The organism is Streptomyces sp. CC224B (assembly GCF_030010595.1).
Taxonomy (GTDB): Bacteria; Actinomycetota; Actinomycetes; order Streptomycetales; family Streptomycetaceae; genus Streptomyces; species Streptomyces longispororuber.
In genome coordinates this window covers 1-25,030 of the sequence record NZ_JASCXL010000003.1, presented here as the reverse complement: position 1 = coordinate 25,030, position 25,030 = coordinate 1, and the positions used below count along the sequence as shown (strand labels likewise).

Here is a 25,030-nt window from a genome sequence, read left to right as displayed (position 1 = left end):
CGCCGGATGCGCCGCAGCCGTAGAGGCCGGACGGGCTGAAATTCTCCGGCGCCGGACGCGCCCGCATCCGTAGAGGCCCGGCGGGCCGGAGCTCTCCGGCGCTGGAGGCGCCGCATCCCTGTAAGCCAAGTGAGCTGCAACGGCTCGCCCACCGGACACGCCGCGCAGCGGCGGCAAGGCCCGCGCGAGGCCCGCGCAAGGGGCCCGCTCAAGGCCCAGGGGCCAGGGTTCTCAGGGAATTCACAGGCACCCCCAAGCCCCCTCTCACGACCCGTGCCCACGCTGAGGGCATGACCACGATCTCGCCCCAGGGGCGTACCGAACTGCTCAGGGCGGACGGGAGTCCCGTCCGCGTGCTCGTCGTGGACGACGAGGTGTCGCTCACCGAGCTGCTGTCCATGGCGCTGCGCTACGAGGGCTGGGAGATCCGCAGCGCCGGTGACGGCGCGGAGGCCGTGCGGGTCGCGCGGAGCTTCCGGCCGGACGTCGTCGTGCTCGACCTGATGCTGCCCGACATGGACGGTCTCTCCGTGCTCGGCCGGCTGCGGCGGGAGCTGCCGGGGGTGCCGGCGCTGTTCCTCACGGCCAAGGACACCGCCGAGAACCGTGTCGCCGGGCTCACGGCGGGCGGCGACGACCACGTGACCAAGCCGTTCGGCCTGGAGGACGTCGTCGCGCGGCTGCGCGGGCTGATCCGGCGGACCGGGGCTGTGCCCGGGCGGCGCTCCGACTCCGTGCTCGCCGTCGGCGACCTCACCCTCGACGAGGACAGCCGCGAGGTGACCCGCGGCGGCGAGCCCATCCACCTGACCGCCACCGAGTTCGAACTGCTGCGGTACCTGATGCGCAACCCGCGGCGCGTGCTCAGCAAGGCGCAGATCCTCGACCGGGTGTGGAGCTACGACTTCGGCGGCCGGGCCAACGTCGTCGAGCTGTACATCTCGTATCTGCGCCGGAAGATCGACGCCGGGCGGGAGCCGATGATCCACACGCGGCGCGGCGCCGGGTACCTGATCAAACCCGCCGCCTCCGCGGCTTGATCCCGGGCGGGTCTCGCACGCCTGCTGCCGCTGCCGCTGCCGCTGCCGCTGCCGCTGCCGAAGCCGGAGCCGAAGCCGAAGCCGAAGCCAGGGCCCGCCCCTCCCTCGAGGCCACACCTGGCCCGCCCGCCCTTGTACGGTGTATGGCGCTTCCTCTACGGTGTACGACGACCCCGTCCCGTACACCGTAGAAGCGAAGGAGCCCGTATGACGGCAACCACCGCCGGGCCCTCCGGGTCGGCCGCCGCACCGAGCGGCCGGCACCCGCGGCGCTGGCTGATCCTGGGCGTCATCTGCCTGGCCCAGCTCACCGTGCTGCTGGACAACACCGTCCTGAGCGTCGCCATCCCCTCGCTGACCCGGGAACTCGACGCGGCGTCGGCCGACATCCAGTGGATGATCAACGCGTACTCGCTCGTCCAGTCCGGCCTGCTGCTCACCGCGGGCAGCGCCGCGGACCGCTACGGCCGCAAGAAGATGCTCACCGCGGGCCTCGTGCTGTTCGGGGCCGGTTCCCTCGCCGCGGGCCTGGCGCAGACGTCCGGGCAGCTCATCGCGGCCCGGGCCGGGATGGGGGTGGGCGGCGCGCTGCTGATGACCACCACGCTCGCGGTCGTCGTGCAGATCTTCGACGACGACGAGCGGGTGAAGGCGATCGGCCTGTGGGCGACCGTCAACTCCCTCGGGTTCGCGGCCGGGCCGCTGATCGGCGGCGTCATGCTGAACCACTTCTGGTGGGGCGCGATCTTCCTGGTCAACATCCCCGTGGCGCTGCTCGGTGTCGCGGCCGTGGTCAAGCTGGTCCCCGAGTCCAGGAACCCCCTCGGCGACCGCCCCGACCTGCCCGGCGCGCTGCTCTCGACGGTCGGCATGGGCGCGGTCGTGTACGCGATCATCTCCGGCCCCACGCACGGCTGGACGTCGGTGCGGGTGCTTGTGGCGGCGGGCGTGGGCGCGGCCGTCCTCGCGGCGTTCGCGTGGTGGGAGCTGCGGGTGCCGTACCCGATGCTGGACATGCACTTCTTCCGCGACCAGAGGTTCGTCGGCGCGGTGACCGGCGCGATCCTCGTCGCCTTCGGGATGGGCGGCTCGCTCTACCTGCTCACCCAGCACCTCCAGTTCGTCCTCGGCTACGAGCCGCTGGAGGCCGGGCTGCGCACCGCGCCGCTCGCGGTCAGCGTGGTCGTGCTCAACACGGTGGGCATCGGCGCGCGCGTGCACGCCCGGCTGGGCAGCCCGGCCACGATCCTGGTCGGCATGACCATGCTGGCCGGTGGGCTCGCGGTGATCGCGGTGCTCGGCGGCCACGACTACGCGGGCATGCTCGCGGGCCTCGTCGTCATGGGCGCGGGCATCGCGTTCGCCATGCCCGCGATGGCCAACGCCATCATGAGCGCCATACCGCCGCAGAAGGCCGGGGTGGGCGCGGGCGTCAACGGCACGCTCGCCGAGTTCGGCAACGGCCTCGGCGTGGCGGTGCTCGGCGCCGTCCTCAGCTCCCGCTTCTCGGCGCTCGCCGCGGTCTCCGCCGCGTCCTTCCCCGCTGCCCTCGCGGCGGCGGGCTCGGCGGCCGAGCGGCAGCGGGTCGCCGACGCGTTCTCCTCGGGCCTTGAGACGAGCCAGTTGGTGGGCGCGGTCGCGGTGTTCCTCGGCGGCGCCCTCGCGGCGGCGTTGCTGTGGCGGGCCGAGCGGGCAGACTCAGGGCGACAGCGCACGCCGGAGCCCGGCGCCCCGGACGAGGAGCAGCACGCCTGCGGTCCCGCGGGCCGGCCGTCCGCATAGCATCGGGGGCCGGTGCGCCGGAGTGCTCCGACGGACCCGCCCGGGCCCGTCGGCAACAGGATCCGTACCAGGAAGGTCCGCCATGGTGAAGGCAGCCGACCGCGCGAGTCGACCGGCGCGCGCGAGCGTCTGGCTGGACGGCAAGGCGCGGCGCGGTGCCGCCCGCAAGGGCGACCAGCCGTCCGGGCTCGACCGGGACCGCATCACCGGGGCGACGGTCCGGCTGCTCGACGCGGAGGGGCTCGCCAGGTTCTCCATGCGCAGGCTCGCCGCCGAGCTGGAGGTCACGGCGATGTCCGTGTACTGGTACGTGGACACCAAGGACGACCTCCTGGAGCTCGCCCTGGACGCGGTGGGCGCCGAGGTGCGCCTGCCCGACACCGGCTCCGACCCGTCCGCGTGGCGCGAGCAACTGCGCTCCCTGGCCGCGGAGTACCGGGCGCTGCTGATCCGCCACCCCTGGGTGTCGCCGCTGGTGGGCCGGTTCCTGAACATCGGGCCGAACTGGCGGCGGTACTCCCTGGCCGTGCAGCAGGCGGTGCGCAACACCGGCCTCGCGCCCCGGGAGCGCAACGGCGCGATCGCCGCGGTGTTCCAGTTCGTGTACGGGTACGGCACCATGCAGGGCCACTTCAGCGCCCGGTCCGCGGAGGCCGGGATGACGACGGAGGAGTACTTCCGCGAGGCGCTCGGCACGGTCGAGCAGGGCCTCGCGCACGACGAGACGGTCCGCGGCGCCCGGGAGCTGATGGAGTCCCGCGGCGAGGAGTCCGTCGACGCGATGTGGGACCGGGACTTCGAGGCCGCGCTCGACCTGCTGATCGCGGGCATCGAGAGCCTGCTCGCCCGCCGCTGAGCCCGTAGGCGCCGCCCGGGAGCCGTACGCCCCGCGCGCGAGCCCGTACGCGGGAGGGGCCCGGCACGCTCGTCCGTGCCGGGCCCCTCCCGTTGTACGCGGGCCCCATCTCGCGCCGGGCCCCGCCGCCGTACGCGCACGCGGGCGGCTACGCCCCCGGCAGCACCTCGCCCCGTACCGCCTGGATGTCCAGCTCCACCTTCAGCGTCGTGCCGATCGCGGCGATCCCGGCGCGCAGGACCTGGTTGTAGTTCATGGCGAAGTCCTCGCGCCGCAGCTCGGCGGTGGCGCGGAAGGCGGCACGCGTGCCGCCCCAGGGGTCGGCGCCGGTGCCGAGGTAGGTCAGGTCGAGGTCCACGGGCCGGACGACGCCGCGCATCGCGAGCTCGCCGCGCACGGTCCACCGGTCGGTCCCGGCGGGCTCCAGGCCCGTCGAGCGGTAGGTGATCTCCGGGTGGGCGGCCACGTCCAGGAAGTCGGGGCCGCGCAGGTGGTCGTCGCGCATGCTGTTGCCGGTGTCGATGGAGTCGGCCCGGATGACGGCCTCCACACGGGACTTGGCGACGTCCTCGGCGACCTCCACCCGGCCCGAGAAGGCGGTGAACCGCCCGTGCACGCTGGAGATCCCCAGGTGCTGGGCGACCGCGCCCACGGAGGAGTGGGCGGGGTCGACGGTCCACGGCCCGGGGGGCGGCAGCTCGTTGCCGCCCGCCCGCGCGAGCACGACGGTGCCGACCTCGGCGCGCCCGCTGGCGGTGACCAGGGCGGTGGCCGCGGCGGGCGCGTACCCGACGGCGGTCACGATGACGGTGTACGGGCCCGCGGCCAGGGCCGTGGTGTCGCGCACCACGCCCTCCGCGTCCGCCTCCGCGCGCAGCACCTGCGCCCCCGTCATGTCGGTGACGGTCACGACGGCGTGCGGTACGGCCCAGCCGTCCCGTGTCGAAATCCGCGCGCTGATCCCCATAAGCCTTCTCCCCTTGTGCGCCCGGGCGGGCGCCGCTCCCGCGGGACCCGTGCCCGTCGCGGAGTCTGCTGATCGTTGGTCGAGGTGGGTGTGTGACCCACGCGTTCGGCCCCCGGCGGCGGCGAACCGGCCGTCCCCTGCCGTACACGTCGCCGCCGTACCGGGGGCCTGGCCCGCCCCGGGCCGCGTCCGCTCGTACGCGGCCGGGGGCGGGGTCCGGTCACTCGCCCGGGTGGGCGAGTTCGATCTCGTGGTCCTCCACGCCCTCGCCGGTGACGGCGAGCGTGGTGGCCACCGGCGGGTACCCGGCGGCGATGACGGTGTAGTCGCCGCCGTCCAGGTCGGTGAAGGCGTACGCCCCGTCCGTCCCGGTGGTCGCGGTGGCCACGACGTTGCCCGCCGCGTCCACCAGGGTGACCCGCGCGTCGGCCAGCGGTCCGCCGGCGGCCCGCACGGTGCCGAGCACCCGGGCGCCGGCCCGCAGCTCGACCTCGACGCGGGTGACGCCCACGGCGCCGACCTCGACGGGCAGCGCCGCCGGGCGGTGCCCGGCCGCGTTGACGGCGACGGTCACGGTCCCCGGGACCAGCTCGCCGAAGGTGAACTCGCCCTGCTCGCCGGAGGCCCCGGTGGCGAGGACGTCCCCGCGCACGTCGGTCACGACGACCATGGCGCCGGGCAGCGGCTGCTTGCCCTCGGCGCTGCGCACGACACCGCTGAGCCCGCTGGTGCCGCTGAGGAGCACGTCGTAGGAGAGCGGCTCGTCACCGACCACCACGGTCGAGGCCTGCGGCTGGAACCCGTCGGCGGAGGCGATCAGGACGTACGACCCGGCGCCCGGGGCGTCCACGGCGTACGAGCCGTCGGCGCGGGCGACCGAGCGCCCGACCTGCCGGCCGCCGAGCGAGATCAGCGTGACCGCGGACCCGGGCACGGGCGCGCTCTCGGCGCCGCGCACGAAGCCGCGTACCGGAATCCCGCCGACCGCGGGCGGCTCGCCCCCGGCGGAGGCCTGGACGGCCGCCTGCTGCGGGGCGGTGGCACCTTCGGCGGTCGCGGCGACCGCGGCGGGCACGGGCTGCTCGACGACGGGCGCGGCCGCGTCACCGGCGGCGGCCGGGGCGGGCTCCGCGGCCTGCTGCAGGGCCCCGGCGGAGCGCAGCGGCACCTCCTTGATGAACAGGGTGATCAGGAAGGCGACGAAGGCGATGGGCGCCGCGATCAGGAAGACGTCGGCGATGCCGTGCCCGTACGCGCTCTCCATGACGGTGCGCAGCGGCTCGGGCAGCTTGTCCAGGTCGGGGATGCCACCGCCGCCGGTGCCGCCGTGGCCGAACTGCGCGGCCTTCGGACCGAGGTCGGCGAGGCCGTCCTTCACGTAGTCGGTGATGCGCGTGGACATCACGGCACCCAGGGCGGAGACGCCCATGGCGCCACCGAGCGACCGGAAGAAGGTGACGACGGAGCTCGCGGCCCCGATGTCCTCCGGTGCCACCTGGTTCTGCGTGCACAGCACGAGGTTCTGCATCATCATGCCGATGCCGAGACCCATCAGGGCCATGTACACGGCGATGTGCCAGTACGGGGTGTCGTACCGCATGGTGCCGAGGAGCCCGAGCCCCGCGGTGAGCAGCACGCCGCCGCTGACCAGCCAGGCCTTCCACTTCCCCGTCTTGGTGATCAGCTGGCCCGAGACGGTCGACGAGACGAAGAGGCCGCCGATCATCGGGATGGTGAGCACACCGGACATGGTCGGCGACTCGCCGCGCGCCAACTGGAAGTACTGGCTGAAGAACACGGTGCCCGCGAACATCGCGACACCCACGAACAGCGAGGCCGCCGAGGCGAGCGTGATCGTCCGGTTGCGGAAGAGCCGCAGCGGGATGATCGGCTCCTTGGCCCGGGACTCCACAAGCAGGAAGAGCAGCCCGAGCACGACCGCGCCGCCGACCATGGTGTACGTCTGCCACGACAGCCAGTCGTACTTCTTGCCGGAGCCGGTGCCCGCGAACGTGACCCAGACGAGCAGCAGGCTCACCGCGGCCGTGATGAGGAGCGCGCCGGCCCAGTCGACCTTCACGTCCCGCTTCACGACGGGCAGCTTCAGGGTCTTCTGGAGCACGATCAGGGCGATGATCGCGAACGGCACACCCACGTAGAAGCACCAGCGCCAGCCGAGCCAGGAGGTGTCGGTGATGACGCCGCCGAGCAGCGGGCCGCCGACGGTGGCGACGGCGAAGGTGGCGCCCAGGTAGCCGGAGTAACGGCCGCGCTCCCGGGGCGAGATCATCGCGGCCATCACGATCTGCGCGAGCGCCGAGAGACCGCCGACGCCGATGCCCTGCACCACGCGGCAGGCGATGAGCATGCCCGCGTTCTGCGAGAGCCCGGCGACCACGGACCCCAGCACATAGATCACGAGCGCGATCTGGACGAGCGCCTTCTTGCTGAACAGGTCGGACAGCTTGCCCCACAGGGGCGTGCTGGCCGTCATCGACAGCAGGGCGGCGGTGACGACCCACGTGTAGGCGGACTGTCCGCCACCGAGGTCGCCGATGATCTCGGGCAGGGCGTTGGAGACGATCGTCGACGACAGGATCGCGACGAACATGCCGAGCAGGAGACCGGAGAGCGCCTCCATGATCTGGCGGTGGGTCATCGGCGCGCTGCTGTGCTGATGTCCCCCGTGCTTGGCATGGCTGCCCCGCACACCGGACGGTGTGGATGTTGCCATGGGGTTCCTTTTCCTGATTCTTACGCGGGTGTACGGGTCGTGGGTGCCAGGCGCGGCCGGCACTCGCCGAAGCTGGCGCGGAGCCGGGCCATCAGCGCGATGAGCTGGCCGACCTCGTCGTCGGACCAGTCGCTCAGCCGCTCGGAGAGCACGTTCGTCGTGCACTCCGAGAGCACCTCCATCTGCCGCACCCCGGCGGCGGTGAGGCGCAGGATGCGCGAGCGCCGGTCGGCGGGGTCGGGGGACCGTTCGATCCAGCCCCGCTCGGCGACGTGGGCGACGTGCCGGCTGGTCACCGACATGTCCACGGCGAGCAGCTCCGCGAGCCTGCTCATGCGCATCTCGCCGTAGCGGCTCAGCAGCGTCAGGACGGCCGCCGAGCCCGCAGGGCAGTCGTACGGCAGGCTCCGGGCGAGGTCGCGTTTGACGGCTCCGATGGCGCTGAGCTGGCGGGCCAGCTCCTCGTACTGACGCTGAGCGGCCACGGCACCCTCTCTTTCGTTGCTTAGGGCAACGATAAAAGCAGTTGGTTGCCACAGGCAAACTAAATCCGCCCCACTCCGCTAAAACCCTGGCAAAGCTCAGGCCCACCGCCCGTAAAGCCGCCGGTCAGCAGGGGGTTGGGCGGACCACCCGGGATTCGCTAGGGTCCTGCCCCATGGCACACAACCCCCAAGCCCCGCAGGGCCAGCACGACCCCGCAGGCTCCACCCAGATGTTCCGCGCGTTCGTCGACGAGGCCCCCCAGGGCCGCGCCCCCCAGCAGGCGGCGCCCGCGGGCCCGCGCATCGGCCTGATCATCGGCGTCGTCGCGGCGATCGTGATCGTGGCAGCAGTGGCCTGGCTGGCCCTCAAGTAGTACGAGAACGAGCCAAGCACCGCAGAGAACCGGCCAACCAACGGCATCGAGACCCACACAGCGGCAGCCGCGGACGAAACGCGAGGGGACGCGGCGGTATGTCCGCCCGCAGCACAGCAACGGGGGCGCCGAGCACCGGGGAGCCGCCCCGCGCACATGACGGCGAGGACGGACATACCGCCGCGGCCCCGCCGGGGCACGGGGCGGCGCAGCACGGCGCGGGGAAGGACGGCACGGGGAAGGACGGCACGGGGGAGGGCGGCGCGACCCCGGCCAACGACGACGGGCAGCCCAAAGCCCCGGCGCGGGACCGGTAAAAACGCACCGCGGCAAAGAACGAACTGCGGCAGAGAACGCACCGCGACAGAGAGCGAACTGCGGCAGAGAACGCACCGCGACAGAGCAAGCACCGCGAAACGTTCCCAGGGCGGGCGAACAAACGACGCCGCCCTGGGTGACGGCCGGCTCAGTCGGAGATGAGCCCTTCCCGGAGCTGCGCCAGCGTGCGGGTGAGCAGCCGGGACACGTGCATCTGCGAGATCCCGACCTCCTCGCCGATCTGCGACTGCGTCATGTTGGCGAAGAACCGCAGCATGATGATCCGCCGCTCCCGCGGCGGCAGCTTCGCCAGCAGCGGCTTCAGCGACTCCCGGTACTCCACGCCCTCCAGGGCGGAGTCCTCGTACCCGAGCCGGTCCGCGAGGGACCCCTCGCCCCCGTCGTCCTCGGGCGCGGGCGAGTCCAGCGAGGACGCGGTGTACGCGTTCCCCACGGCGAGGCCGTCGACGACGTCCTCCTCCGAGACGCCGAGCACCGCGGCCAGCTCCGGCACGGTCGGCGACCGGTCGAGGCGCTGCGCGAGGTCGTCGCTCGCCTTGGTGAGCGCGAGCCGCAGCTCCTGCAGCCGGCGCGGCACCCGCACCGACCAACTCGTGTCCCGGAAGAACCGCTTGATCTCCCCGACGACGGTCGGCATCGCGAAGGTGGGGAACTCGACCCCGCGCTCGCAGTCGAACCGGTCGATGGCCTTGATCAGCCCGATCGTGCCGACCTGGACGATGTCCTCCATCGGCTCGTTGCGGCTGCGGAAGCGCGCGGCCGCGTACCGCACCAGCGGCAGGTTGAGCTCGATGAGCGTGTCTCGGACGTACACGCGCTCGGGGCTGTCCTGGTCGAGCGCGGCGAGCCGCAGGAAGAGGGAGCGGGACAGGGTGCGGGTGTCGAGGCCGTCCGGCACCGTGACGGCAGCGGCCTCCGGCGCCGTGACGACGACGGCCTCCGGCACCATCACGACAGCGGCCTCCGGCGCCACCGCGACACCCGCCTCCGGCGCCGTCGCGGCACCGGCACCGGGGCCGTGCAGCGCGTCGGGTGCGGACGAGAACGACGAGCACGCCGAGAGCGGAGACGTCGAGGACGACGAGGACGACGAGGCCGACGCGCTCTCGCCGCCTTCGAGCGCAAGCGTGAGCACCTTGGAGCTGCCCTGGTCTGCGGACATGCCACCCCCTTGAGGTCGCGGACGGTCGCGGCCTGCGCCCTCAGGAAGGAGCGCAGCCTCCACCTGCATACCGGAGCCGGAGCTGCGGCAAACGCGGTTCCAGCAGAATGTCACATGTCGGCAACGCGCTGTAGTGACTTGTCGACAAGTGAGGGTGACGTACACGCAGGAAAGAGAGGGTCCCGGCCTTCTGTACGCGGTGGTGCGTCGGGAACGGCCCGGAAGCCGCTCCACCCGAAGCGGTTACGCCTCGATCCGATTTGCGGATCGAAGCCGCGCGAAGCTCCGCGCGAGCAGCCTTGACACGTGCATCTGGGAGACCCCGAGTTCGGCGCTGATCTGCGACTGGGTCAGGTTGCTGTAGTACCGCAGCAGCAGGATGCGCTGTTCCCGCTCGGGCAACTGTACGAGCAGATGGCGGACGAGGTCGCGGTGCTCGACGCCGTCGAGGGCGGGGTCCTCGTACCCGAGCCGGTCCAGCAGCCCCGGCAGCCCGTCGCCCTCCTGCGCGGCCTCCAGGGACGTGGCGTGGTACGACCGGCCGGCCTCGATGCAGGCGAGGACCTCCTCCTCGCTGATCCGCAGCCGCTCGGCGATCTCGGCGGTCGTGGGGGACCGGCCGAAGGACGTCGTCAGGTCCTCCGTGGCACCGGTGACCTGCACCCACAGTTCGTGCAGCCGCCGGGGCACGTGCACGGTGCGCACGTTGTCGCGGAAGTACCGCTTGATCTCGCCGACGACGGTCGGCATGGCGAACGTGGGGAACTGCACGCCCCGGTCCGGGTCGAACCGGTCGATGGCGTTGATCAGCCCGATGGTGCCGACCTGGATCACGTCCTCCATCGGCTCGTTGCGGCTGCGGAAGCGCGCGGCCGCGTACCGCACCAGCGGCAGGTTGGCCTCGATGAGCGCGGCGCGCACCCGGGAGTGCTCGGGGGTGCCCGGCTGCAGGTCCTTCAACTCGGCGAACAGGACCTGGGTGAGGGCCCGTGTGTCGGCGCCCCGGGTGCTCGCAGGCCCCTTCGCGGGCGGCGCTTCGGGCACGGAACTGGCCGGCAAGGTCAACGCCACCCCTTCGCATCGGTCAACCCGATCAACTCGGTCAACTCATCCGTCAAAAGCGGTCATAGCATCACAAGACATGTGCACTGTGTGCAAGCACCTGATAACTCCGTGTTGGACGCCGCGAGGGTGCGGGCCGCCCGGGGACAGGGCGGCGGCACGACGCCGAGCGGCCCCGCACCTCGACGGTGCGGGGCCGCTGGAGACGCGACGCGCGGGGGGAGCGCAGGGGTGCGCGGGGGTCAGAACTCGTAGTCGGCGACGACCCAGGTGGAGAACTCGCGCCAGAGCGCGACACCCGCCTGGTGGGCCGGGTGCTCCAGGTAGCGGCGGAGCGCGTCCTGGTCGGCGACGGCGGAGTTGATGGCGTAGTCGTACGCGATGGGGCGCTCGGAGATGTTCCAGGCGCACTCCCAGAACTCCAGCTCCGGGACGAGGCCGCCGAGCTCCTCGAAGGCCTTGGCGCCCGCGACGACGCGCGGGTCGTCGCGCTCGACGCCGTCGTTCAGCTTGAACAGGACCAGATGGCGGATCACAGGTGCTCCTAGTCGTCCTTGCCCCCGTTGGCGACCCAGGTCATGAAGTCGCCGATGGCCTTGGCGGCGTTCGAGATGCCCTCGAAGCCCACTTGTACGTAGTCGGCGGCCTTGGCCGGGTCCGTGATGATCACGTACAGGACGAACACCACAACGACGAAGAGAAGGAGCTTCTTTGGGTCCTTCACGCTGTGCCCTCCCCGTGCCGGCTCATCCCGCTCCCCCCGTCGTGCCGTGTCCGCGCGCCGGCGCCGCCCCCGGCGGCCGCGCGGGTGCCGCCTGTTGCCGGGCGAGTCTAACGCGGTGCTGACTGATCGGATTTTTTGAGGACCAACGGCCCCGGCGGGCGGGTCCTTCGCCCGCGGCCGCGCGCCCGCTCCGGGCGGAGGATGGGGGGTGAGCCCGGGGGATCTGGCAGGAGCCCACGGGCCCGGGACCGGTCTCCACTGCGGAGTCCGGCCGCCTCTTCCCCCGGTGGCGGCGCGGACTTGGGAGTGCCGGCCCTCATCGGGGGAGGCGGCCGACCCCCGTGGCCGCTTCCCCCGGCCTCTTGGACGCCCCCGCGCGCGTGGCGGCGCCGGGGCGCTTCCCTGTCCGCGTGCGAGTCCGAGTACGAGTACGGCACACGCGGCACACGACTACGGCACGCGACCACGAATACGGCACGCGACGACCAGCCCGGTACACGACGAAGGCCCCGTCCGCATGGACGGGGCCTTCGTGCGAAGAGCGGTAGCGGAGGGATTTGAACCCTCGGTGACTTGCGCCACACTCGCTTTCGAGGCGAGCTCCTTCGGCCGCTCGGACACGCTACCGGGAGAGATCCTAGCCCAAGGTGGGCCGTGCTCCGAAATCCGATTCCGGCCGGGTTCCGCACCGGCCCCGGCCGGGCTCCGCCGGACCCCGGTCGGCGGCCCCGGTCAGCGGTCCCGGAAGAAGGCGGTGAGCAGCCGCGCGCAGTCGTCGGCGAGCACGCCCTCGACGACCTCGGGGCGGTGGTTGAGCCGCCGGTCGCGCACGAGGTCCCAGAGGGAGCCCGTGGCGCCGGCCTTCTCGTCGCGAGCGCCGTAGACGACGCGGTCGACGCGGGACTGCACGAGTGCCCCCGCGCACATCACGCACGGCTCCAGGGTGACGACGAGCGTGCAGCCGGGCAGCCGCCAGGAGCCGAGCGCGGCGGCGGCGCGGCGCAGGGCGAGGACCTCGGCGTGGGCGGTCGGGTCGCCGGCCGCCTCGCGCTCGTTGTGGCCGCGGGCGAGCACCGTCTCGCCGTCCGGGGACAGCACGACGGCGCCGACGGGCACGTCACCGCCCCGGACGGCCTGTTCGGCCTCGTCCAGGGCGAGCCGCATGGGCGCCCGCCAGCGGTCCCGTACCGGATCGGGGAGATGTGTCACACGGCGAACCTAACCGACCCCGCGCGCGGGTGATCACCGGACGGCTTCGAGGACCTCCGCGGCGCCGAGGATGTCGGCGATCTCGTTGAGGGCGTCGCCGCTCTCCAGGGCGAGCAGATCCTTCTCCGGCACCCCGAGGTCGCTCAGGATGCCCCGGTCGCCGAGCGGTCCGGCGGGCAGGGTCTCGCCCCCGACGGCCGTCTCGTCCTCCTCCTGGCTGTCGCCGTCGTCGCCGTCCTCCGTGCCGTCGAGGTCGAGTGCGTCCAGGTCGTCCGGGGCGTCGTCCGGGTCGCGCCCCAGCATCTCGTCGGTGAGCAGGATCTCGCCGTAGGCGCTGCGGGCGGCGGCGGCCGCGTCCGAGACGTAGATGCGCGGGTCGTCCTCGCCGTCCACGCGGACGACGCCGAACCACGCGTCCTCCTGCTCGATGAAGACGAGCACTGTTTCGTCGTCGGCACCGCCCGACTCGGCGGCGGCCTCGCGGGCCAGGTCGGTCAGATCCGACAGGGTCTCCACATCGTCGAGCTCCGTGTCGCTCGCTTCCCACCCGTCTTCGGTGCGCGCGAGCAGTGCGGCGAAGTACACCGTGACTCTCCCACTGTTCATAGGCGCCGGTTGGGGATCCCCCCGGCGGACGTCGGGGGCGGGAGTGCTGTGCCGAGCCCCGCCCACTCGGAATCGTGGCAGAAACAACGGCTTCAGGAGAGGTCTTCGGGCCGCTGTGTCCGCGTCGCGTTGCGAATCACATGCTGTTTCCGCGCTGTTCCCGGCCGTGCCGACGCGTGGCACCCCTCGGCCGCTACCAACGGAACGTACGCATGCGCATCGCCTGTCGCAGCCGGGCCGCCCGGGCGCGGCGCGGAGTCACCCGCTCCCGCAGCTCGCGCGCCTCGGTCAGCTCGCGCAGGAACTGGGCACGGCGCCGTCGGCGCTCGGCGTCGGACTCACGCGGTTCCCGCTCGGGCATCGGCCACACCACCCCAGTTCGTACGATCACCTTCCCCCGGGCGGGGCGGTTGATGCGGGCGGATGGCGGACGAGGCCCCGTGCGGGACGCGAGGGGCGTGAGGGACCCACGGGGCACCCGGGAGGAGCGCGGCGGAACCCCCTGGGCGGGGCGGGCCGCGGGGACGGAGGGGGCGCTTCGCCCGGTTACTGTTGAACAATGCGGATCCACGTCGTCGACCACCCGCTGGTGGCGCACAAACTCACCACGCTGCGCGACAAGCGCACCGACTCCCCGACCTTCCGGCGCCTGGCCGACGAGCTGGTCACCCTGCTCGCGTACGAGGCGACCCGGGACGTGCGCACCGAGCAGGTCGACATCGACACGCCGGTCACGCGGACGACCGGGGTGAAGCTGTCGAGCCCGAAGCCGCTGGTGGTGCCGATCCTGCGGGCCGGTCTGGGCATGCTCGACGGCATGGTGCGGCTGCTGCCGACCGCCGAGGTCGGTTTCCTCGGCATGATCCGCAACGAGGAGACGCTGGAGGCGTCCACCTACGCGACGCGCATGCCGGAGGACCTCTCGGGCCGCCAGGTGTACGTCCTCGACCCGATGCTCGCCACGGGCGGCACGTTGGTCGCGGCCATCCAGGAGCTGATCAAGCGCGGCGCGGACGACGTGACGGCCGTGGTGCTGCTCGCGGCCCCCGAGGGCGTCGAGGTCATGGAGCGGGAGCTGGCGGGCACGCCGGTGACGGTGGTGACGGCCGCGGTGGACGAGCGGCTGAACGAGAGCGGCTACATCGTGCCCGGCCTGGGCGACGCGGGCGACCGCATGTACGGGACCGCCGAGTAGGACCGCGGCCGCGGTCCCTCCGCGTACGGGACCGCCGGGTGGCTCCGCGGGCGCGGCCTCTCCGTGCCCGGGACCCCCGGGTATTTCCGCGGGTGCGGCCCCCCTCGGGTGCGGGCCGCCTCAGCAGTGCTTGCCGTCGGCCGACGACGGCTTCGCGGACGCCGTCCGGGACGTGGCCAGCGCGGCCAGGGACCGGGCGGCGTCGCGCTGTCCGGCCAGGGCCTTGAACTGGTTGCCGATGATCAGGTCGACCGTGGTGCCCTTGCGGGCGTCGGTGCGCTGCTCCGCGCCCGCGAGCTGCGCGGCGAGCACCGGCAGGGCGGTGTCGGCGGCGGACCTGGGGCCGAGCACCATCCCGGGGCCCCGCACCTTCTTGTCGTACGCCTTGGGGGCGTTGGCGACCTTGTCGATGGTGAAGCCCCGCTTCTTCAGCTCGTCGGCGGTCTCCTTGGCGAGGCCGCCGCGCGGGGTGGCGTTGAGGACGTTCACGGTGATCCGGCGCGGCTCGGGCAGCGGCGGGGCCTTCTTCTCCGGGCGTCCGGCGCAGTCCCCGGCCTTCGCGGCGCCCGTGGCCGTCCCGGCCGCGGACGCCTCGCCGCCGGTGAAGACGTCGATGAGCTGCAGGGTGCCCCAGCCGATGAGGCCGACCGCGGCGAGGGCCGCGACGGCCGCGAGCACGAGCCTGCGGCGGCCGCTCGGGCGGCGCATACGCGGGTACTTGTCCCCCGTGATGCGGTACTTGCCGCCCATGCCGGGGGGAGTGAGCATGCTCATGGGCGCAGCGTAGTGCCGCCCGGCTGCGATGCCTACTAGATGATCATTGCCGGACGCGCAGTCCAGCCGAAAGGGCCAACGCGTCCACGCGGGCCCGCGCGGCGGGTGGCGTCAGTCCAGTTCGAGGACGCGGGCGTGCAGGACCTGGCGCTGCTGGAGCGCGGCGCGGACGGCGCGGTGCAGGCCGTCCTCCAGGTACAGATCGCCCTGCCACTTCACCACGTGCGCGAAGAGGTCGCCGTAGAACGTGGAGTCCTCGGCGAGCAGCGTCTCCAGGTCGAGCTGGCCCTTGGTCGTCACGAGCTGATCGAGGCGGACCGGGCGCGGCGCGACGTCCGCCCACTGCCGGGTGCTTTCCCGGCCGTGGTCGGGGTACGGCCGGCCGTTTCCGATGCGCTTGAAGATCACACGGAAAGCCTACCGGTCAAGACTCTCCGGGCGCAGCCTCGGCGGCCGAGTGCGACCCTGGGAAATGCCGCAGCAAAGCAGGGCAAACCGGGAACTCTCCAGCCGGGAGCAGGGGGCGAAGTGAGCGAGAGCCGAGCGACGCCGTCCACACCCGATGGCGGAAACCGCCCGAACGGGTCCGGAGCCGCCTCCCCGGCGCCCGCCGGGGCCGCGGAGATCGCCGCCGGGTACGCCTTCGAAGGGCCCGCGCTCGACCTCGGCGCGCTCCTGTGGGAGGGGCGGTGCCACCCGGACGCGCGGGTGCGCGTACCGCTCTCCGCGCTCAACCGGCACGGGCTCGTCGCCGGGGCCACCGGCACCGGCAAGACCAAGACCCTCCAGCTCGTCGCCGAGCAACTGGCGGCCCAAGGGGTGCCCGTCTTCCTCGCGGACGTCAAGGGCGACGTCTCCGGCATCGCCGCGCCCGGCGAGCCGGGCGGCAAGGTCACCGCGCGGGCCCGGGACGTCGGCCAGGAGTGGCAGCCGCGCGGCTTCCCCTGCGCGTTCTACGCCCTCGGCGGCATCGGTACGGGCATCCCCGTGCGGGCCACGGTGACCAGCTTCGGCCCGCTGCTCCTCGCCAAGGTGCTCCAGCTCAACCGGACCCAGGAGCAGTCCCTCGACCTGGTCTTCCACTACGCCGACAGCAAGGGCCTGGAACTCGTCGACCTCAAGGACCTGCGGGCCGTCGTCGCCTTCCTCACCTCCGACGAGGGCAGGGCCGAGCTGAAGGGTGTCGGCGGCCTGTCGGCCGCCACCGCCGGGGTCATCCTGCGGGCGCTCACCGCGTTCGAGGCGCAGGGCATGGCGGACTTCTTCGGGGAGCCGGAGTTCGACACGGGCGAGTTCCTGCGGACGGCCGACGACGGGCAGGGGCTGGTGTCGGTCCTGGAGCTGCCGGGCGTCCAGGACAAGCCCGTCCTCTTCTCCACCTTCCTGATGTGGCTGCTCGCCGACCTCCACCACGACCTGCCCGAGGTCGGCGACCTGGAGAGGCCGAAGCTCGTCTTCTTCTTCGACGAGGCGCACCTGCTGTTCAAGGGCGCCTCCAAGGCGTTCCTGGAGTCGATCACCCAGACCGTGCGGCTCATCCGCTCCAAGGGGATCGGCGTCTTCTTCGTCACCCAGACGCCCAAGGACGTGCCCGCCGACGTCCTCGCCCAGCTCGGCAGCCGCGTGCAGCACGCGCTGCGCGCCTTCACGCCCGAGGACGAGAAGGCCCTCAAGGCCACGGTGCGGACCTTCCCGCGGTCCGCGTACGACCTGGAGGAGACGCTGACCGGGATCGGCACCGGCGAGGCCGTGGTCACCGTGCTCGGCGAGACGGGCGCGCCGACACCGGTGGCGGTCACGCGGCTGCGGGCGCCGCAGTCCCTGATGGGGCCGGTGGCCCGGGAGGAGCTGGAGCGGGTGGTGCGGGAGTCGCCGCTGTACGCTCGGTACGCGCAGGCGGTGGACAGGGAGTCCGCGTACGAACGCCTGGCCGCGTCCCGGGAGGCGGCGCCCGCGGCCTCGACCGAGGCGACGGCGCCCGAGGGGGCCTCCGGGAAGGTGTCCACGGGGAAGGCATCCAGGAGGAAGGCGTCCACGGAAGAGGCCGGTGGGGGCTCCGTCGTGGAGCAGGTGGTGGGCAGCGGGATGTTCAGGTCCCTGCTGCGGTCGGTGGGGACCCAGCTCGGCCGCGAGATCACGCGCTCGGTCTTCGGGACGGCACGGCGCCGGCGGTAGCGCTCGGTCCGCTCACGCGGCGGGGGTACGGTCCGGCCGCGGTGCCCCGGCCTGCGAGCGTGCCCCGGCCTGCGGGCGGTGGGGTCACTGCTCGGCGGGCGTGGTGGCGGTCTGCGGGCGGTGGGGTCACTCCTTGGCGCGCTTGGCGGCGGCCTTCTGCTCCTGCTTGTAGGCGCGGACCTTGTGCAGCGTCTCCGGGCCGGTGATGTCCGCCGCCGACCGGTACACCTCCGCCTCGCCGTACGCCCCGGCGGCCTCCCGCCACCCGGTGGGGCGCACGCCGAGCTGCTTGCCGAGGAGGGCGAGGAAGATCTGGGCCTTCTGCTTGCCGAAGCCGGGCAGGTCGGTGAGGCGGGTGAGGAGTTCCGCGCCGGTGCGGACGCCCTGCCAGACGCGGGCCGCGTCGCCGTCGTACCGCTCCACGAGGTACTGGCACAGCTTCTGGACGCGCCCGGCCATGGAGCCCGGGTAGCGGTGGACGGCGGGCTTCTCGGCGAGCAGCGCGGCGAACTCCTCGGGGTCGTACGCGGCGATGTCGTGCGCGTCCAGGTCGTCCGCGCCCATCCGCCGGGCGATGGTGTACGGCCCCGCGAACGCCCACTCCATGGGCACCTGCTGGTCCAGGAGCATCCCGACGAGCGCGGCGAGCGGGCTGCGGCTGAGCAGCGCGTCGGCCTCTTCCTGCTGCGCGAGGCGCAGGGTGACGTCCTTGTCCATGGGGCGATGATCCCCCGGGCGGTGGTGCTGCGCCTGCCGGGGGAGCGCCGGGCGCCGGGGCGGGGGTGGGCGCCGCGCTGGCCCTTGCGCCGGGCGGGAGCGGTGCCGGGTCGTCCGGCCTTTGTGCGCCGGGGTGGGAGCGTGGCCGGGGGCCTCGCGCCGGGATGGGAGTGCCGAGGGCGCGCGGCGTGCCTTGGCTCCCTGCGCCTGGTCCGCTGCGCCTAATCCATCGCGCCTGGTCCGCTGCCCCGGGCCGGGCCCGTCCGGTGGCGCGCGAACCTGCCGCGCCGGGCCGTGCCGCCCTGGCCAGGGGCCCCGCCGAAAATCCTGTGCGCCGGACGCCGCCCCCGGCCTACCCTGGCCGCATGTCGACGCCCCGCATCTCCTAGCCAGGACACACGCCTTCACGTCACCCGTGTGTCCTTTCGCCAGTGCGGAGCGTTATCCCATGATTTCTGTACGTGATGTCGACCTTCACGTCGGAGCCCGGACGCTGCTGTCCGGAGTCTCCTTCCACATCGGCCCGGGCGACCGCGTCGGGCTCGTCGGGCGCAACGGCGCCGGCAAGACCACCCTGCTGAGAGCCCTCGCCGGGCAGGCCCCGTACGGCGCGGGCTCGGTGACGCGGACCGGCTCGGTGGGCTACCTCGCGCAGGACCCGGCCGCCGCCGACCCGGTGGTCACCGTCACCGACCGGATCCTGGCCGCCCGCGGCCTCGACGAGGCCGTGCGGGCGCTGCGGGCCGCCGAGACCGCCCTGGCGACGGCGCCCGACCCGCGCGCGGAGCGTGCGGCGCTGGCGGCGTACGCCCGCGCGGACGACGTGTTCCAGGCCCGCGACGGCTACGCGGCGCAGGCCGAGGCCGCCCGCGTCGCGGCGGGGCTCGGGCTGCCCGAGCGGGCCCTGGAGCAGCCGGTGGGCGAGTTGTCCGGCGGGCAGCGGCGGCGCGTGGAACTCGCCCGCGTGCTGTTCGCCCGCCACGACGTCCTGCTGCTCGACGAGCCCACGAACCACCTCGACCGCGACTCCGTGGACTGGCTGCGCGGCTACCTCGCCTCGTACCAGGGCGGGTTCGTGCTGATCAGCCACGACACCGGGCTGCTCGCCGACGTCGTCAACCGCGTCTTCCACCTGGACCCGGGCCGCGCCGCCCTCGACGTCCACAACACCACCTGGGCCGCCTACCTGGAGCAGCGCGCCGCCGCCGACCGGCGCCGCGCCCGCGAGCGCGCCAACGCCGAGCGCAAGGCCACCGCCCTGCGCGCCCAGGCCGACAAGATGCGGGCCCGCGTCGCGACCGCGACCGCCGCCAGGAACATGGACCGGCGCGCCGAGCGCATGCTCGCCACCACCGAGCCGGTGCGCCGCGCCGAGAAGGTCGCCCGCATCCGGCTGCCCGAACCCGCGCCGTGCGGCCGTACGCCGCTCGGCGCCGTGAGCCTGGCGAAGGCGTACGGGGACCTGACCGTGCTCAAGGGCGTCGACCTCGCCGTCGACCGGGGGAGCAGGCTCGTCGTCCTCGGGTACAACGGCGCCGGGAAGACCACCCTGCTGCGGCTGCTCGCCGGGCGGGAGCGGCCCGACTCCGGGCGCGTGGTGCGCGGGCACGGGCTGCGGCTCGGGTACTTCGCCCAGGAACACGACACCCTGGACGGCGGGGCGACCGTGCGCGAGAACCTCGCCGCCGCCGCGCCCGGCCTCACCGACGGGGAGGTCCGCGGCGTCCTCGGGTCGTTCCTGTTCCGCGGCGACGACGCCGACAAGCCGGCCGGGGTGCTCTCCGGCGGCGAGAAGACCCGGCTCGCCCTCGCCGGACTCGTGCACTCCGGTGCCAACGTGCTGCTCCTGGACGAGCCGACCAACAACCTCGACCCCGCCTCCCGGGACGAGGTGCTCGCCGCCGTGGGCACGTACCCCGGGGCGATCGTCATGGTCACGCACGACGAGGGCGCGATCGACGCGCTGCGGCCCGACCGCGTCCTGCTGCTCCCGGACGGCACCGAGGACCTGTGGAGCGCGGAGTACCGCGAGCTGGTGGCCCTCGACTAGGCGCGCATGACGTGAACGGCGCACATGAGGCCCGTACGCGCGGGTGTACGGGCCTCAGCGCGGGCGCGCGCCCCGCTCCGCCGTTTCGCGCAGGGCCGCGAGGTACGCCGTCAGGAGGGGGCTCGGCGGCGCCGTCGCCCGCACCGCCGCCCAGATCGCGCGCACGGGTTCGGGGTTGGTGACCTGGCGCACGACCACCTCGGCCGCCTCGGGGGCGGTGTCGTACGCGGGCAGCCCCAGCTCCGGCACCAGCGTCACGCCCACGCCGGCCGCCGCGAAGCCCCGGGCCGTCGCGTAGTCGCCGCTGTCCACGACGAAGTCCGGGGTGAAGCCGGCCGCCCCGCAGGCGTCGAGCACCGCGTCCAGGCAGGGGCCGGGGAGCTCGCTGCCCACCCAGGGCTCGTCGGCCAGGTCGGCGAGGTCGAGCACCCGCCGTCCGGCCAGGCGGTGGCCCCGGGGCAGCACCGCGCGGTAGCGGTCGTCCAGGAGGTGGACGAACCGGACGCCGTCCACCGGTGGGGCGTCGTGCCGCCGCACCACGAGCCCCAGGTCCGCGCGGCCCGCCTTCACGTCCGGCAGCGGGTCCTCGGCGAGCCGCAGCTCCGTGTGGACGCCCGGGTGCTCGTGCCGCAGCCGGGCGAGGGCGGGCGCGACGAGCCGGGCGCCCGCCGTGGCGAAGTAGCGCACGGAGATACGGCCCGTGCGCCCGGCGCGCAGATCCGCGAGCGCGGTCTCGGCCTCGGCGACGTGCCGCCCGACCGCCGCGGCGCACTCCGCGAGCAGCCGCCCGGCGTCCGTGGGCCGCACCCCGCGCCCCGTCCGCTCCAGGAGGGGGACGCCCGCCTCCCTCTCGAGGGCCGCCATCTGCTGGCTGACCGCCGAGGGCGTGTAACCCAGGTTTCGGGCCGCCGCGGTGACCGAACCGCTGGTGACGACCGACCGCAGGATCTGCATGCGCCGCGTGTCGAGCATGCCGCCAGCGTAGGCGGCGAATGAAGCTGGGCTTAACCCTGCCTCGTCATCTTTTCGCTTGTCTTACAGCTCGGGTGGCGGCACCGTCGACTCGTACGCCTACGAACCCGTCCGCGTACACGTCCTTGTCGGGCGCGCTGTAGGCGCTGCGTCTGCCGGGTCGCCCCGAGTGGCACGGCTGGGGGAGCGGCTGGGGGCGCGGCCGGGGGGCGTATCGCCGTATCACCTGACGACCGACGGGAGTCCTCGTGCGCATCGCCGTCCTCGCCCTGCTGTGGGGGTCGAGCTTTCTGTGGATCAAGCTCGCCCTCGACGGCGGTCTCGCCCCGCTGCACGTCACCGTCGTCCGGTGCGCGCTCGGCGCCGCCGTGCTACTCGGGCTCGCGGGCGCCGCCCGCCAGCGGCTGCCGCGCGACCGCCGCACCTGGGCCCACCTGGTCGTGGCGGCCCTGTTCTGCAACGCCCTGCCGTTCCTGTTCTTCAGCATCGGCGAGCAGACGGTCGGCTCCGGCGTCGCCGGGGTCATGAACGCCACCACGCCCCTGTGGTCGCTGGTGATCGGGCTGCTCCTCGGTACCGAACGGCGTCTCGGACCGTGGCGGATCGCCGGGCTCGCCCTGGGCTTCCTCGGTACGCTGCTGATCTTCGCGCCCTGGCACGAGACGGGGCTCGCGAGCACCGGGGCCCTGCTCCTGCTCGCCGCCGCCGTCAGCTACGCCGTCGCCTTCGCGTACATGGCCCGCCACCTCATCGACCGCGGCACCCCGCCGCTCGCCCTGTCCGCGGCACAGCTCCTCGTGGCCACCGGCCTGACCGGGCTCGGCCTGCCCGCCGCCCCGCACGAGGCCTCCTCGCCCACGGTCACCGGCGTGGTCGCCGTCGTGGTCCTCGGCGTCTTCGGCACCGGCCTGACCTTCCACCTCAACTCCCGCCTCATCGCCGACGAGGGCCCCACCGCGGCCGCGACCGTCGGCTACCTGCTGCCGGTGGTCTCGGTCGCGCTCGGGGCCCTCGTCCTCGGGGAGGGGCTGAGCGCCCGGGTGGTGGCGGGCATGGCCGTGGTGCTGGCCGGGGTGGCGCTCAGCCGGCGGGCGGCCACCCCCGGGGCCGTGCACGACGCGGAGGGGGCCGACGGGTCCGCGCGGTGCCTCAGCGCCCGAGCAGCGAGCGCACCGCCGACCGGTCCACGCTGTTCAGCGCGCGGATGACAAGGGGCGTGAGCAGGACGAGCACGACCCCGAGCGCGCTGACGCCCGCGACCTGGAGCGGCGACTCGATGTAGTACGCGTGGTGCTCGCCGCCGGACGTCGTGAAGTCGAAGACGCGGTAGCCCGGCCAGTCCAGGTAGTGCGAGAACACCCAGGAGTACGTGGGGAACAGCGCGACCGCCCAGCCCGTCAGCCACAGGGTGAGCGCGAGCACGAAGCTCAGCACCCGCCACGGGAACATCACGAGCTGGAACAGCAGCGCCTTCCACCCGGCCGCGTCCGCGAGCCGCGCCCGCACCCCGGCCCACGCGCCGCCCGCCGCCGGCCCCCGCACCGCCCCGGGCTCCGCGACCTCCAGCCCGAGCCGCTCCCGCGCCCGCCGCCGCTCGACCGCGCCGAGGCCCCGCGCCCCGGCCAGCATGGCCGCGTACACAGGGAGCCCCAGCAGCGTCACGGCGAGCCCCGTGCCCAGCGAGAACAGCGTGACGGCGAAGACGAAACCGGCGATCGCGAAGGGCAGGGAGGTGAGCGCGTAGCCGAACTCGCGGAAGGTGACACGGGAGACGGGCGCCCGCCAGAAGCCGGGCCGCGGCTCCACCCGGCGGGCGACGGCTCCCGGAGCGGCCGGGGAGGCGGAAAGGGTGCTGAGGGACATGACGGGCCTCTGCTTCGTGTACTTCGGCGGCGGGGACGGGCCGTGCTGACGCGTCCGCGAAGGCGGACCGCGCTGACGCCTCCGCGGGGGACGCGCCGTGCTGACGACTCCACTCTCCTGCGCCGGTGCCCGCCCGGGCATGGGGCGAGGTGGCGTCCTGGGGTGTACCTAGCCCCCCTGTGCGGCCGGACGCGGCCGGGAACTGGGGCGGAGAACGACGAAGGGCCCCGCTGCAAGCAGCGGGGCCCTTCGACATCGTGCCCGGTGAGGCACTGGCGGAGGATACGAGATTCGAACTCGTGAGGGGTTGCCCCCAACACGCTTTCCAAGCGTGCGCCCTAGGCCTCTAGGCGAATCCTCCGCCGCAAACAATACAAGACGTTGAGGAGTGCTAGCGAACTCGTTCCCGGGGGCGGGGATCCGCTAGGGTGGGGGGCAGCCCCTCACGTGGCGCTATCTGACTGAACTCCCCCAGGGCCGGAAGGCAGCAAGGGTAGGTCGGCTCTGGCGGGTGCGTGGGGGGCGTTTGCGTTCCCCGGCCGCGTGGTGGGGCGCGGGCTCCTCGGGCGGTCCGGGTTGTCAGTGGGCGCCATTAACCTCGTAGGCGTGTCGTCTCTCGCGCTGTACCGCCGCTATCGCCCGGAGTCGTTCGCCGAGGTCATCGGGCAGGAGCATGTAACCGACCCGCTGCAGCAGGCGCTGCGGAACAACCGGGTCAATCACGCGTACCTGTTCAGCGGCCCGCGCGGCTGCGGCAAGACGACGAGCGCGCGCATCCTCGCCCGGTGCCTGAACTGTGAGCAGGGTCCCACTCCGACGCCCTGCGGCGAGTGCCAGTCCTGCCGCGACCTCGCGCGGAACGGACCGGGGTCGATCGACGTCATCGAGATCGACGCGGCCTCGCACGGTGGCGTGGACGACGCCCGTGACCTGCGCGAGAAGGCCTTCTTCGGGCCCGCCAGCAGCCGGTACAAGATCTACATCATCGACGAGGCCCACATGGTCACGTCGGCGGGGTTCAACGCGCTCCTGAAGGTCGTCGAGGAGCCCCCGGAGCACCTGAAGTTCATCTTCGCCACGACCGAGCCCGAGAAGGTCATCGGCACCATCCGGTCGCGTACGCACCACTACCCGTTCCGGCTCGTGCCCCCCGGCACCCTGCGGGAGTACCTGGCCGAGGTGTGCGGGCACGAGGGCATCGCCATCGAGGACGGCGTGCTGCCGCTCGTGGTGCGCGCGGGTGCCGGGTCCGTGCGTGACTCCATGTCCGTGATGGACCAGCTCCTCGCCGGCGCGCGCGAGGACGGTGTGACGTACGCCATGGCGACCGGGCTGCTCGGGTACACGGACGGTTCGCTGCTCGACTCGGTCGTCGAGGCCTTCGCCTCGGGGGACGGGGGTGCCGCCTTCGAGATCGTGGACCGGGTCATCGAGGGGGGCAACGACCCGCGCCGGTTCGTCGCCGACCTGCTGGAGCGGTTGCGGGACCTGGTGATCCTCGCCGCCGTGCCCGACGCGGCCGAGAAGGGGCTCATCGACGCCCCCGCCGACGTCGTGGAGCGGATGCAGGCCCAGGCCGGCGTCTTCGGCGCCGCCGAGCTCAGCCGCGCCGCCGACATCGTCAACGAGGGCCTCACGGAGATGCGCGGTGCCACCTCGCCGCGGCTGCAGCTCGAGCTGATCTGCGCGCGCGTGCTGCTGCCCGCCGCGTACGACGACGAGCGCTCCGTCATGGCCCGGCTCGACCGGCTGGAGCGGGGCGGGCACTTCATGGCCCAGGGACCCGCTTCGACGCCCCCCATGGGGTACGTCCCCGGGCCCGAGGCGCACGCCGGGGTGCAGCAGCCCGGCGTCGGCGCCCCGCCGCCGGGGCCCGTGGGGCCGCCGATCCCGCCCGGGGGCGGTGCCGCCGCCGCGCGGGCCGCGGTGCGCGCCGCTCGCCCC

The 25,030-nt window shown here is 73.5% G+C and carries 24 protein-coding genes, 2 tRNA genes and 1 other RNA gene; 10 read left to right on the top strand and 17 right to left on the bottom strand.

All coding sequences use genetic code 11. The features are described 5' to 3' along the window. The first annotated feature begins 290 nt into the window (after positions 1-290). The 3 genes from QK440_RS02035 (at position 291) to QK440_RS02025 (ending at position 3,678) form a co-directional block, all read left to right on the top strand. On the top strand, positions 291-1,040 hold the full coding sequence (locus QK440_RS02035) for a response regulator transcription factor (RefSeq protein ID WP_282791172.1): 750 nt from the start codon (positions 291-293) through the stop codon (positions 1,038-1,040). Positions 1,041-1,247: 207 nt separating this feature from the next. Then, entirely contained in the window at positions 1,248-2,822 is a 1,575-nt protein-coding gene (locus QK440_RS02030) for an MFS transporter (RefSeq protein ID WP_282791171.1), read from the top strand. An 82-nt stretch (positions 2,823-2,904) separates the two neighbouring features. Beyond that, complete coding sequence (locus tag QK440_RS02025; RefSeq protein ID WP_282791170.1) at positions 2,905-3,678, top strand: TetR/AcrR family transcriptional regulator; 774 nt, start codon at positions 2,905-2,907, stop codon at positions 3,676-3,678. A 148-nt stretch (positions 3,679-3,826) separates the two neighbouring features. Here QK440_RS02025 and QK440_RS02020 read toward each other — a convergent pair whose 3' ends face one another. The 3 genes from QK440_RS02020 to QK440_RS02010 form a co-directional block, all read right to left on the bottom strand. Next, complete coding sequence (locus QK440_RS02020) at positions 3,827-4,645, bottom strand: YceI family protein (protein WP_282791169.1); 819 nt, start codon at positions 4,643-4,645, stop codon at positions 3,827-3,829. Positions 4,646-4,865: 220 nt separating this feature from the next. Next, complete coding sequence (locus QK440_RS02015) at positions 4,866-7,379, bottom strand: MFS transporter (RefSeq protein WP_282791168.1); 2,514 nt, start codon at positions 7,377-7,379, stop codon at positions 4,866-4,868. Between the two features lie 20 nt (positions 7,380-7,399). Continuing rightward, on the bottom strand, positions 7,400-7,864 hold the full coding sequence (locus QK440_RS02010; RefSeq protein ID WP_282791167.1) for a MarR family transcriptional regulator: 465 nt from the start codon (positions 7,862-7,864) through the stop codon (positions 7,400-7,402). A 173-nt stretch (positions 7,865-8,037) separates the two neighbouring features. Here QK440_RS02010 and QK440_RS02005 point away from each other — a divergent pair, with 173 nt between their 5' ends. Next, positions 8,038-8,238 carry a hypothetical protein gene (locus tag QK440_RS02005; protein ID WP_282791166.1) on the top strand — a complete coding sequence of 67 codons (201 nt, stop codon included), beginning with the start codon at positions 8,038-8,040 and terminating at the stop codon, positions 8,236-8,238. 466 nt (positions 8,239-8,704) lie between these two features. Here QK440_RS02005 and QK440_RS02000 read toward each other — a convergent pair whose 3' ends face one another. The 8 genes from QK440_RS02000 to QK440_RS01965 form a co-directional block, all read right to left on the bottom strand. Further along, complete coding sequence (locus QK440_RS02000; protein ID WP_282791165.1) at positions 8,705-9,739, bottom strand: RNA polymerase sigma factor SigF; 1,035 nt, start codon at positions 9,737-9,739, stop codon at positions 8,705-8,707. Between the two features lie 243 nt (positions 9,740-9,982). Then, positions 9,983-10,810: an RNA polymerase sigma factor SigF gene (locus QK440_RS01995; protein WP_282791164.1), complete on the bottom strand. Its 828-nt coding sequence runs from the start codon at positions 10,808-10,810 to the stop codon at positions 9,983-9,985. 233 nt (positions 10,811-11,043) lie between these two features. After that, positions 11,044-11,337 (bottom strand): Dabb family protein, encoded by a 294-nt coding sequence (locus tag QK440_RS01990; RefSeq protein WP_282791163.1) that lies wholly within the window; start codon positions 11,335-11,337, stop codon positions 11,044-11,046. A gap of 8 nt (positions 11,338-11,345) precedes the next feature. Continuing rightward, a complete protein-coding gene (locus QK440_RS01985; protein WP_282791162.1) occupies positions 11,346-11,525 on the bottom strand; it encodes a hypothetical protein in 180 nt (59 codons plus the stop codon). Positions 11,526-12,067: 542 nt separating this feature from the next. Continuing rightward, positions 12,068-12,152, bottom strand: a tRNA-Ser gene (locus tag QK440_RS01980). 105 nt (positions 12,153-12,257) lie between these two features. After that, complete coding sequence (gene tadA, locus QK440_RS01975) at positions 12,258-12,689, bottom strand: tRNA adenosine(34) deaminase TadA (protein ID WP_282791271.1); 432 nt, start codon at positions 12,687-12,689, stop codon at positions 12,258-12,260. Positions 12,690-12,767: 78 nt separating this feature from the next. After that, positions 12,768-13,319, bottom strand: a complete 552-nt coding sequence (locus tag QK440_RS01970) for a hypothetical protein (protein ID WP_282791270.1) — start codon at positions 13,317-13,319, stop codon at positions 12,768-12,770. Between the two features lie 214 nt (positions 13,320-13,533). Beyond that, positions 13,534-13,701, bottom strand: coding sequence for a hypothetical protein (locus QK440_RS01965; RefSeq protein ID WP_282791161.1), 168 nt, complete (start codon positions 13,699-13,701; stop codon positions 13,534-13,536). A gap of 198 nt (positions 13,702-13,899) precedes the next feature. On the opposite strand from QK440_RS01965, the gene upp reads away from it, so the two are divergent. Continuing rightward, on the top strand, positions 13,900-14,535 hold the full coding sequence (gene upp, locus QK440_RS01960) for a uracil phosphoribosyltransferase (protein WP_282791160.1): 636 nt from the start codon (positions 13,900-13,902) through the stop codon (positions 14,533-14,535). Positions 14,536-14,655: 120 nt separating this feature from the next. Here the strand turns inward: upp and QK440_RS01955 are convergent, their stop codons facing one another. After that, the gene (locus tag QK440_RS01955) at positions 14,656-15,309 is read right to left on the bottom strand and encodes a LytR C-terminal domain-containing protein (protein ID WP_282791159.1); all 654 of its coding nucleotides are present in this window, start codon (positions 15,307-15,309) and stop codon (positions 14,656-14,658) included. Between the two features lie 111 nt (positions 15,310-15,420). After that, positions 15,421-15,717 carry a type II toxin-antitoxin system VapB family antitoxin gene (locus QK440_RS01950; RefSeq protein ID WP_003999914.1) on the bottom strand — a complete coding sequence of 99 codons (297 nt, stop codon included), beginning with the start codon at positions 15,715-15,717 and terminating at the stop codon, positions 15,421-15,423. 216 nt (positions 15,718-15,933) lie between these two features. On the opposite strand from QK440_RS01950, the gene QK440_RS01945 reads away from it, so the two are divergent. Further along, positions 15,934-17,484 carry a helicase HerA-like domain-containing protein gene (locus QK440_RS01945; RefSeq protein WP_282791269.1) on the top strand — a complete coding sequence of 517 codons (1,551 nt, stop codon included), beginning with the start codon at positions 15,934-15,936 and terminating at the stop codon, positions 17,482-17,484. A 126-nt stretch (positions 17,485-17,610) separates the two neighbouring features. On the opposite strand, the gene QK440_RS01940 is transcribed toward QK440_RS01945, so the two are convergent. Next, positions 17,611-18,201, bottom strand: a complete 591-nt coding sequence (locus tag QK440_RS01940; RefSeq protein WP_282791158.1) for an HhH-GPD-type base excision DNA repair protein — start codon at positions 18,199-18,201, stop codon at positions 17,611-17,613. A gap of 448 nt (positions 18,202-18,649) precedes the next feature. Here QK440_RS01940 and QK440_RS01935 point away from each other — a divergent pair, with 448 nt between their 5' ends. Then, the gene (locus tag QK440_RS01935) at positions 18,650-20,251 is read left to right on the top strand and encodes an ABC-F family ATP-binding cassette domain-containing protein (RefSeq protein WP_282791157.1); all 1,602 of its coding nucleotides are present in this window, start codon (positions 18,650-18,652) and stop codon (positions 20,249-20,251) included. 54 nt (positions 20,252-20,305) lie between these two features. Here QK440_RS01935 and QK440_RS01930 read toward each other — a convergent pair whose 3' ends face one another. Further along, positions 20,306-21,223 carry a LysR family transcriptional regulator gene (locus QK440_RS01930; protein WP_282791156.1) on the bottom strand — a complete coding sequence of 306 codons (918 nt, stop codon included), beginning with the start codon at positions 21,221-21,223 and terminating at the stop codon, positions 20,306-20,308. 248 nt (positions 21,224-21,471) lie between these two features. Here QK440_RS01930 and QK440_RS01925 point away from each other — a divergent pair, with 248 nt between their 5' ends. Continuing rightward, the gene (locus QK440_RS01925) at positions 21,472-22,431 is read left to right on the top strand and encodes a DMT family transporter (protein WP_282791155.1); all 960 of its coding nucleotides are present in this window, start codon (positions 21,472-21,474) and stop codon (positions 22,429-22,431) included. Here QK440_RS01925 and QK440_RS01920 read toward each other — a convergent pair. Both QK440_RS01920 and QK440_RS01915 read right to left on the bottom strand, forming a co-directional pair. Beyond that, complete coding sequence (locus QK440_RS01920; RefSeq protein WP_282791154.1) at positions 22,373-23,086, bottom strand: sensor domain-containing protein; 714 nt, start codon at positions 23,084-23,086, stop codon at positions 22,373-22,375. The two genes, QK440_RS01925 and QK440_RS01920, sit on opposite strands and share 59 nt — an antisense overlap. Before the next feature lie 273 nt (positions 23,087-23,359). Further along, a tRNA-Ser gene (locus QK440_RS01915) sits at positions 23,360-23,447 on the bottom strand. A 73-nt stretch (positions 23,448-23,520) separates the two neighbouring features. Here QK440_RS01915 and ffs point away from each other — a divergent pair. Both ffs and QK440_RS01905 read left to right on the top strand, forming a co-directional pair. Beyond that, positions 23,521-23,619: signal recognition particle sRNA small type (gene ffs, locus QK440_RS01910), an RNA gene on the top strand. A 73-nt stretch (positions 23,620-23,692) separates the two neighbouring features. Continuing rightward, positions 23,693-25,030, top strand: a 1,338-nt coding sequence (locus QK440_RS01905; RefSeq protein ID WP_282791153.1) for a DNA polymerase III subunit gamma and tau, incomplete at its 3' end; no start/stop codon positions are given.

What these genes read in the sequence shown, in the direction of transcription:
- QK440_RS02035 (WP_282791172.1), top strand. Translation starts at nt 291, where the DNA reads ATGACCACGATCTCGCCCCAGGGGCGTACCGAACTGCTCAGGGCGGAC.
- QK440_RS02030 (WP_282791171.1), top strand. Translation starts at nt 1,248, where the DNA reads ATGACGGCAACCACCGCCGGGCCCTCCGGGTCGGCCGCCGCACCGAGC.
- QK440_RS02025 (WP_282791170.1), top strand. Translation starts at nt 2,905, where the DNA reads ATGGTGAAGGCAGCCGACCGCGCGAGTCGACCGGCGCGCGCGAGCGTC.
- QK440_RS02020 (WP_282791169.1), bottom strand. Translation starts at nt 4,645, where the DNA reads ATGGGGATCAGCGCGCGGATTTCGACACGGGACGGCTGGGCCGTACCG.
- QK440_RS02015 (WP_282791168.1), bottom strand. Translation starts at nt 7,379, where the DNA reads ATGGCAACATCCACACCGTCCGGTGTGCGGGGCAGCCATGCCAAGCAC.
- QK440_RS02005 (WP_282791166.1), top strand. Translation starts at nt 8,038, where the DNA reads ATGGCACACAACCCCCAAGCCCCGCAGGGCCAGCACGACCCCGCAGGC.
- QK440_RS02000 (WP_282791165.1), bottom strand. Translation starts at nt 9,739, where the DNA reads ATGTCCGCAGACCAGGGCAGCTCCAAGGTGCTCACGCTTGCGCTCGAA.
- tadA (WP_282791271.1), bottom strand. Translation starts at nt 12,689, where the DNA reads ATGCGGCTCGCCCTGGACGAGGCCGAACAGGCCGTCCGGGGCGGTGAC.
- QK440_RS01965 (WP_282791161.1), bottom strand. Translation starts at nt 13,701, where the DNA reads ATGCCCGAGCGGGAACCGCGTGAGTCCGACGCCGAGCGCCGACGGCGC.
- upp (WP_282791160.1), top strand. Translation starts at nt 13,900, where the DNA reads ATGCGGATCCACGTCGTCGACCACCCGCTGGTGGCGCACAAACTCACC.
- QK440_RS01955 (WP_282791159.1), bottom strand. Translation starts at nt 15,309, where the DNA reads ATGAGCATGCTCACTCCCCCCGGCATGGGCGGCAAGTACCGCATCACG.
- QK440_RS01940 (WP_282791158.1), bottom strand. Translation starts at nt 18,201, where the DNA reads ATGGACAAGGACGTCACCCTGCGCCTCGCGCAGCAGGAAGAGGCCGAC.
- QK440_RS01935 (WP_282791157.1), top strand. Translation starts at nt 18,650, where the DNA reads ATGATTTCTGTACGTGATGTCGACCTTCACGTCGGAGCCCGGACGCTG.
- QK440_RS01930 (WP_282791156.1), bottom strand. Translation starts at nt 21,223, where the DNA reads ATGCTCGACACGCGGCGCATGCAGATCCTGCGGTCGGTCGTCACCAGC.
- QK440_RS01920 (WP_282791154.1), bottom strand. Translation starts at nt 23,086, where the DNA reads ATGTCCCTCAGCACCCTTTCCGCCTCCCCGGCCGCTCCGGGAGCCGTC.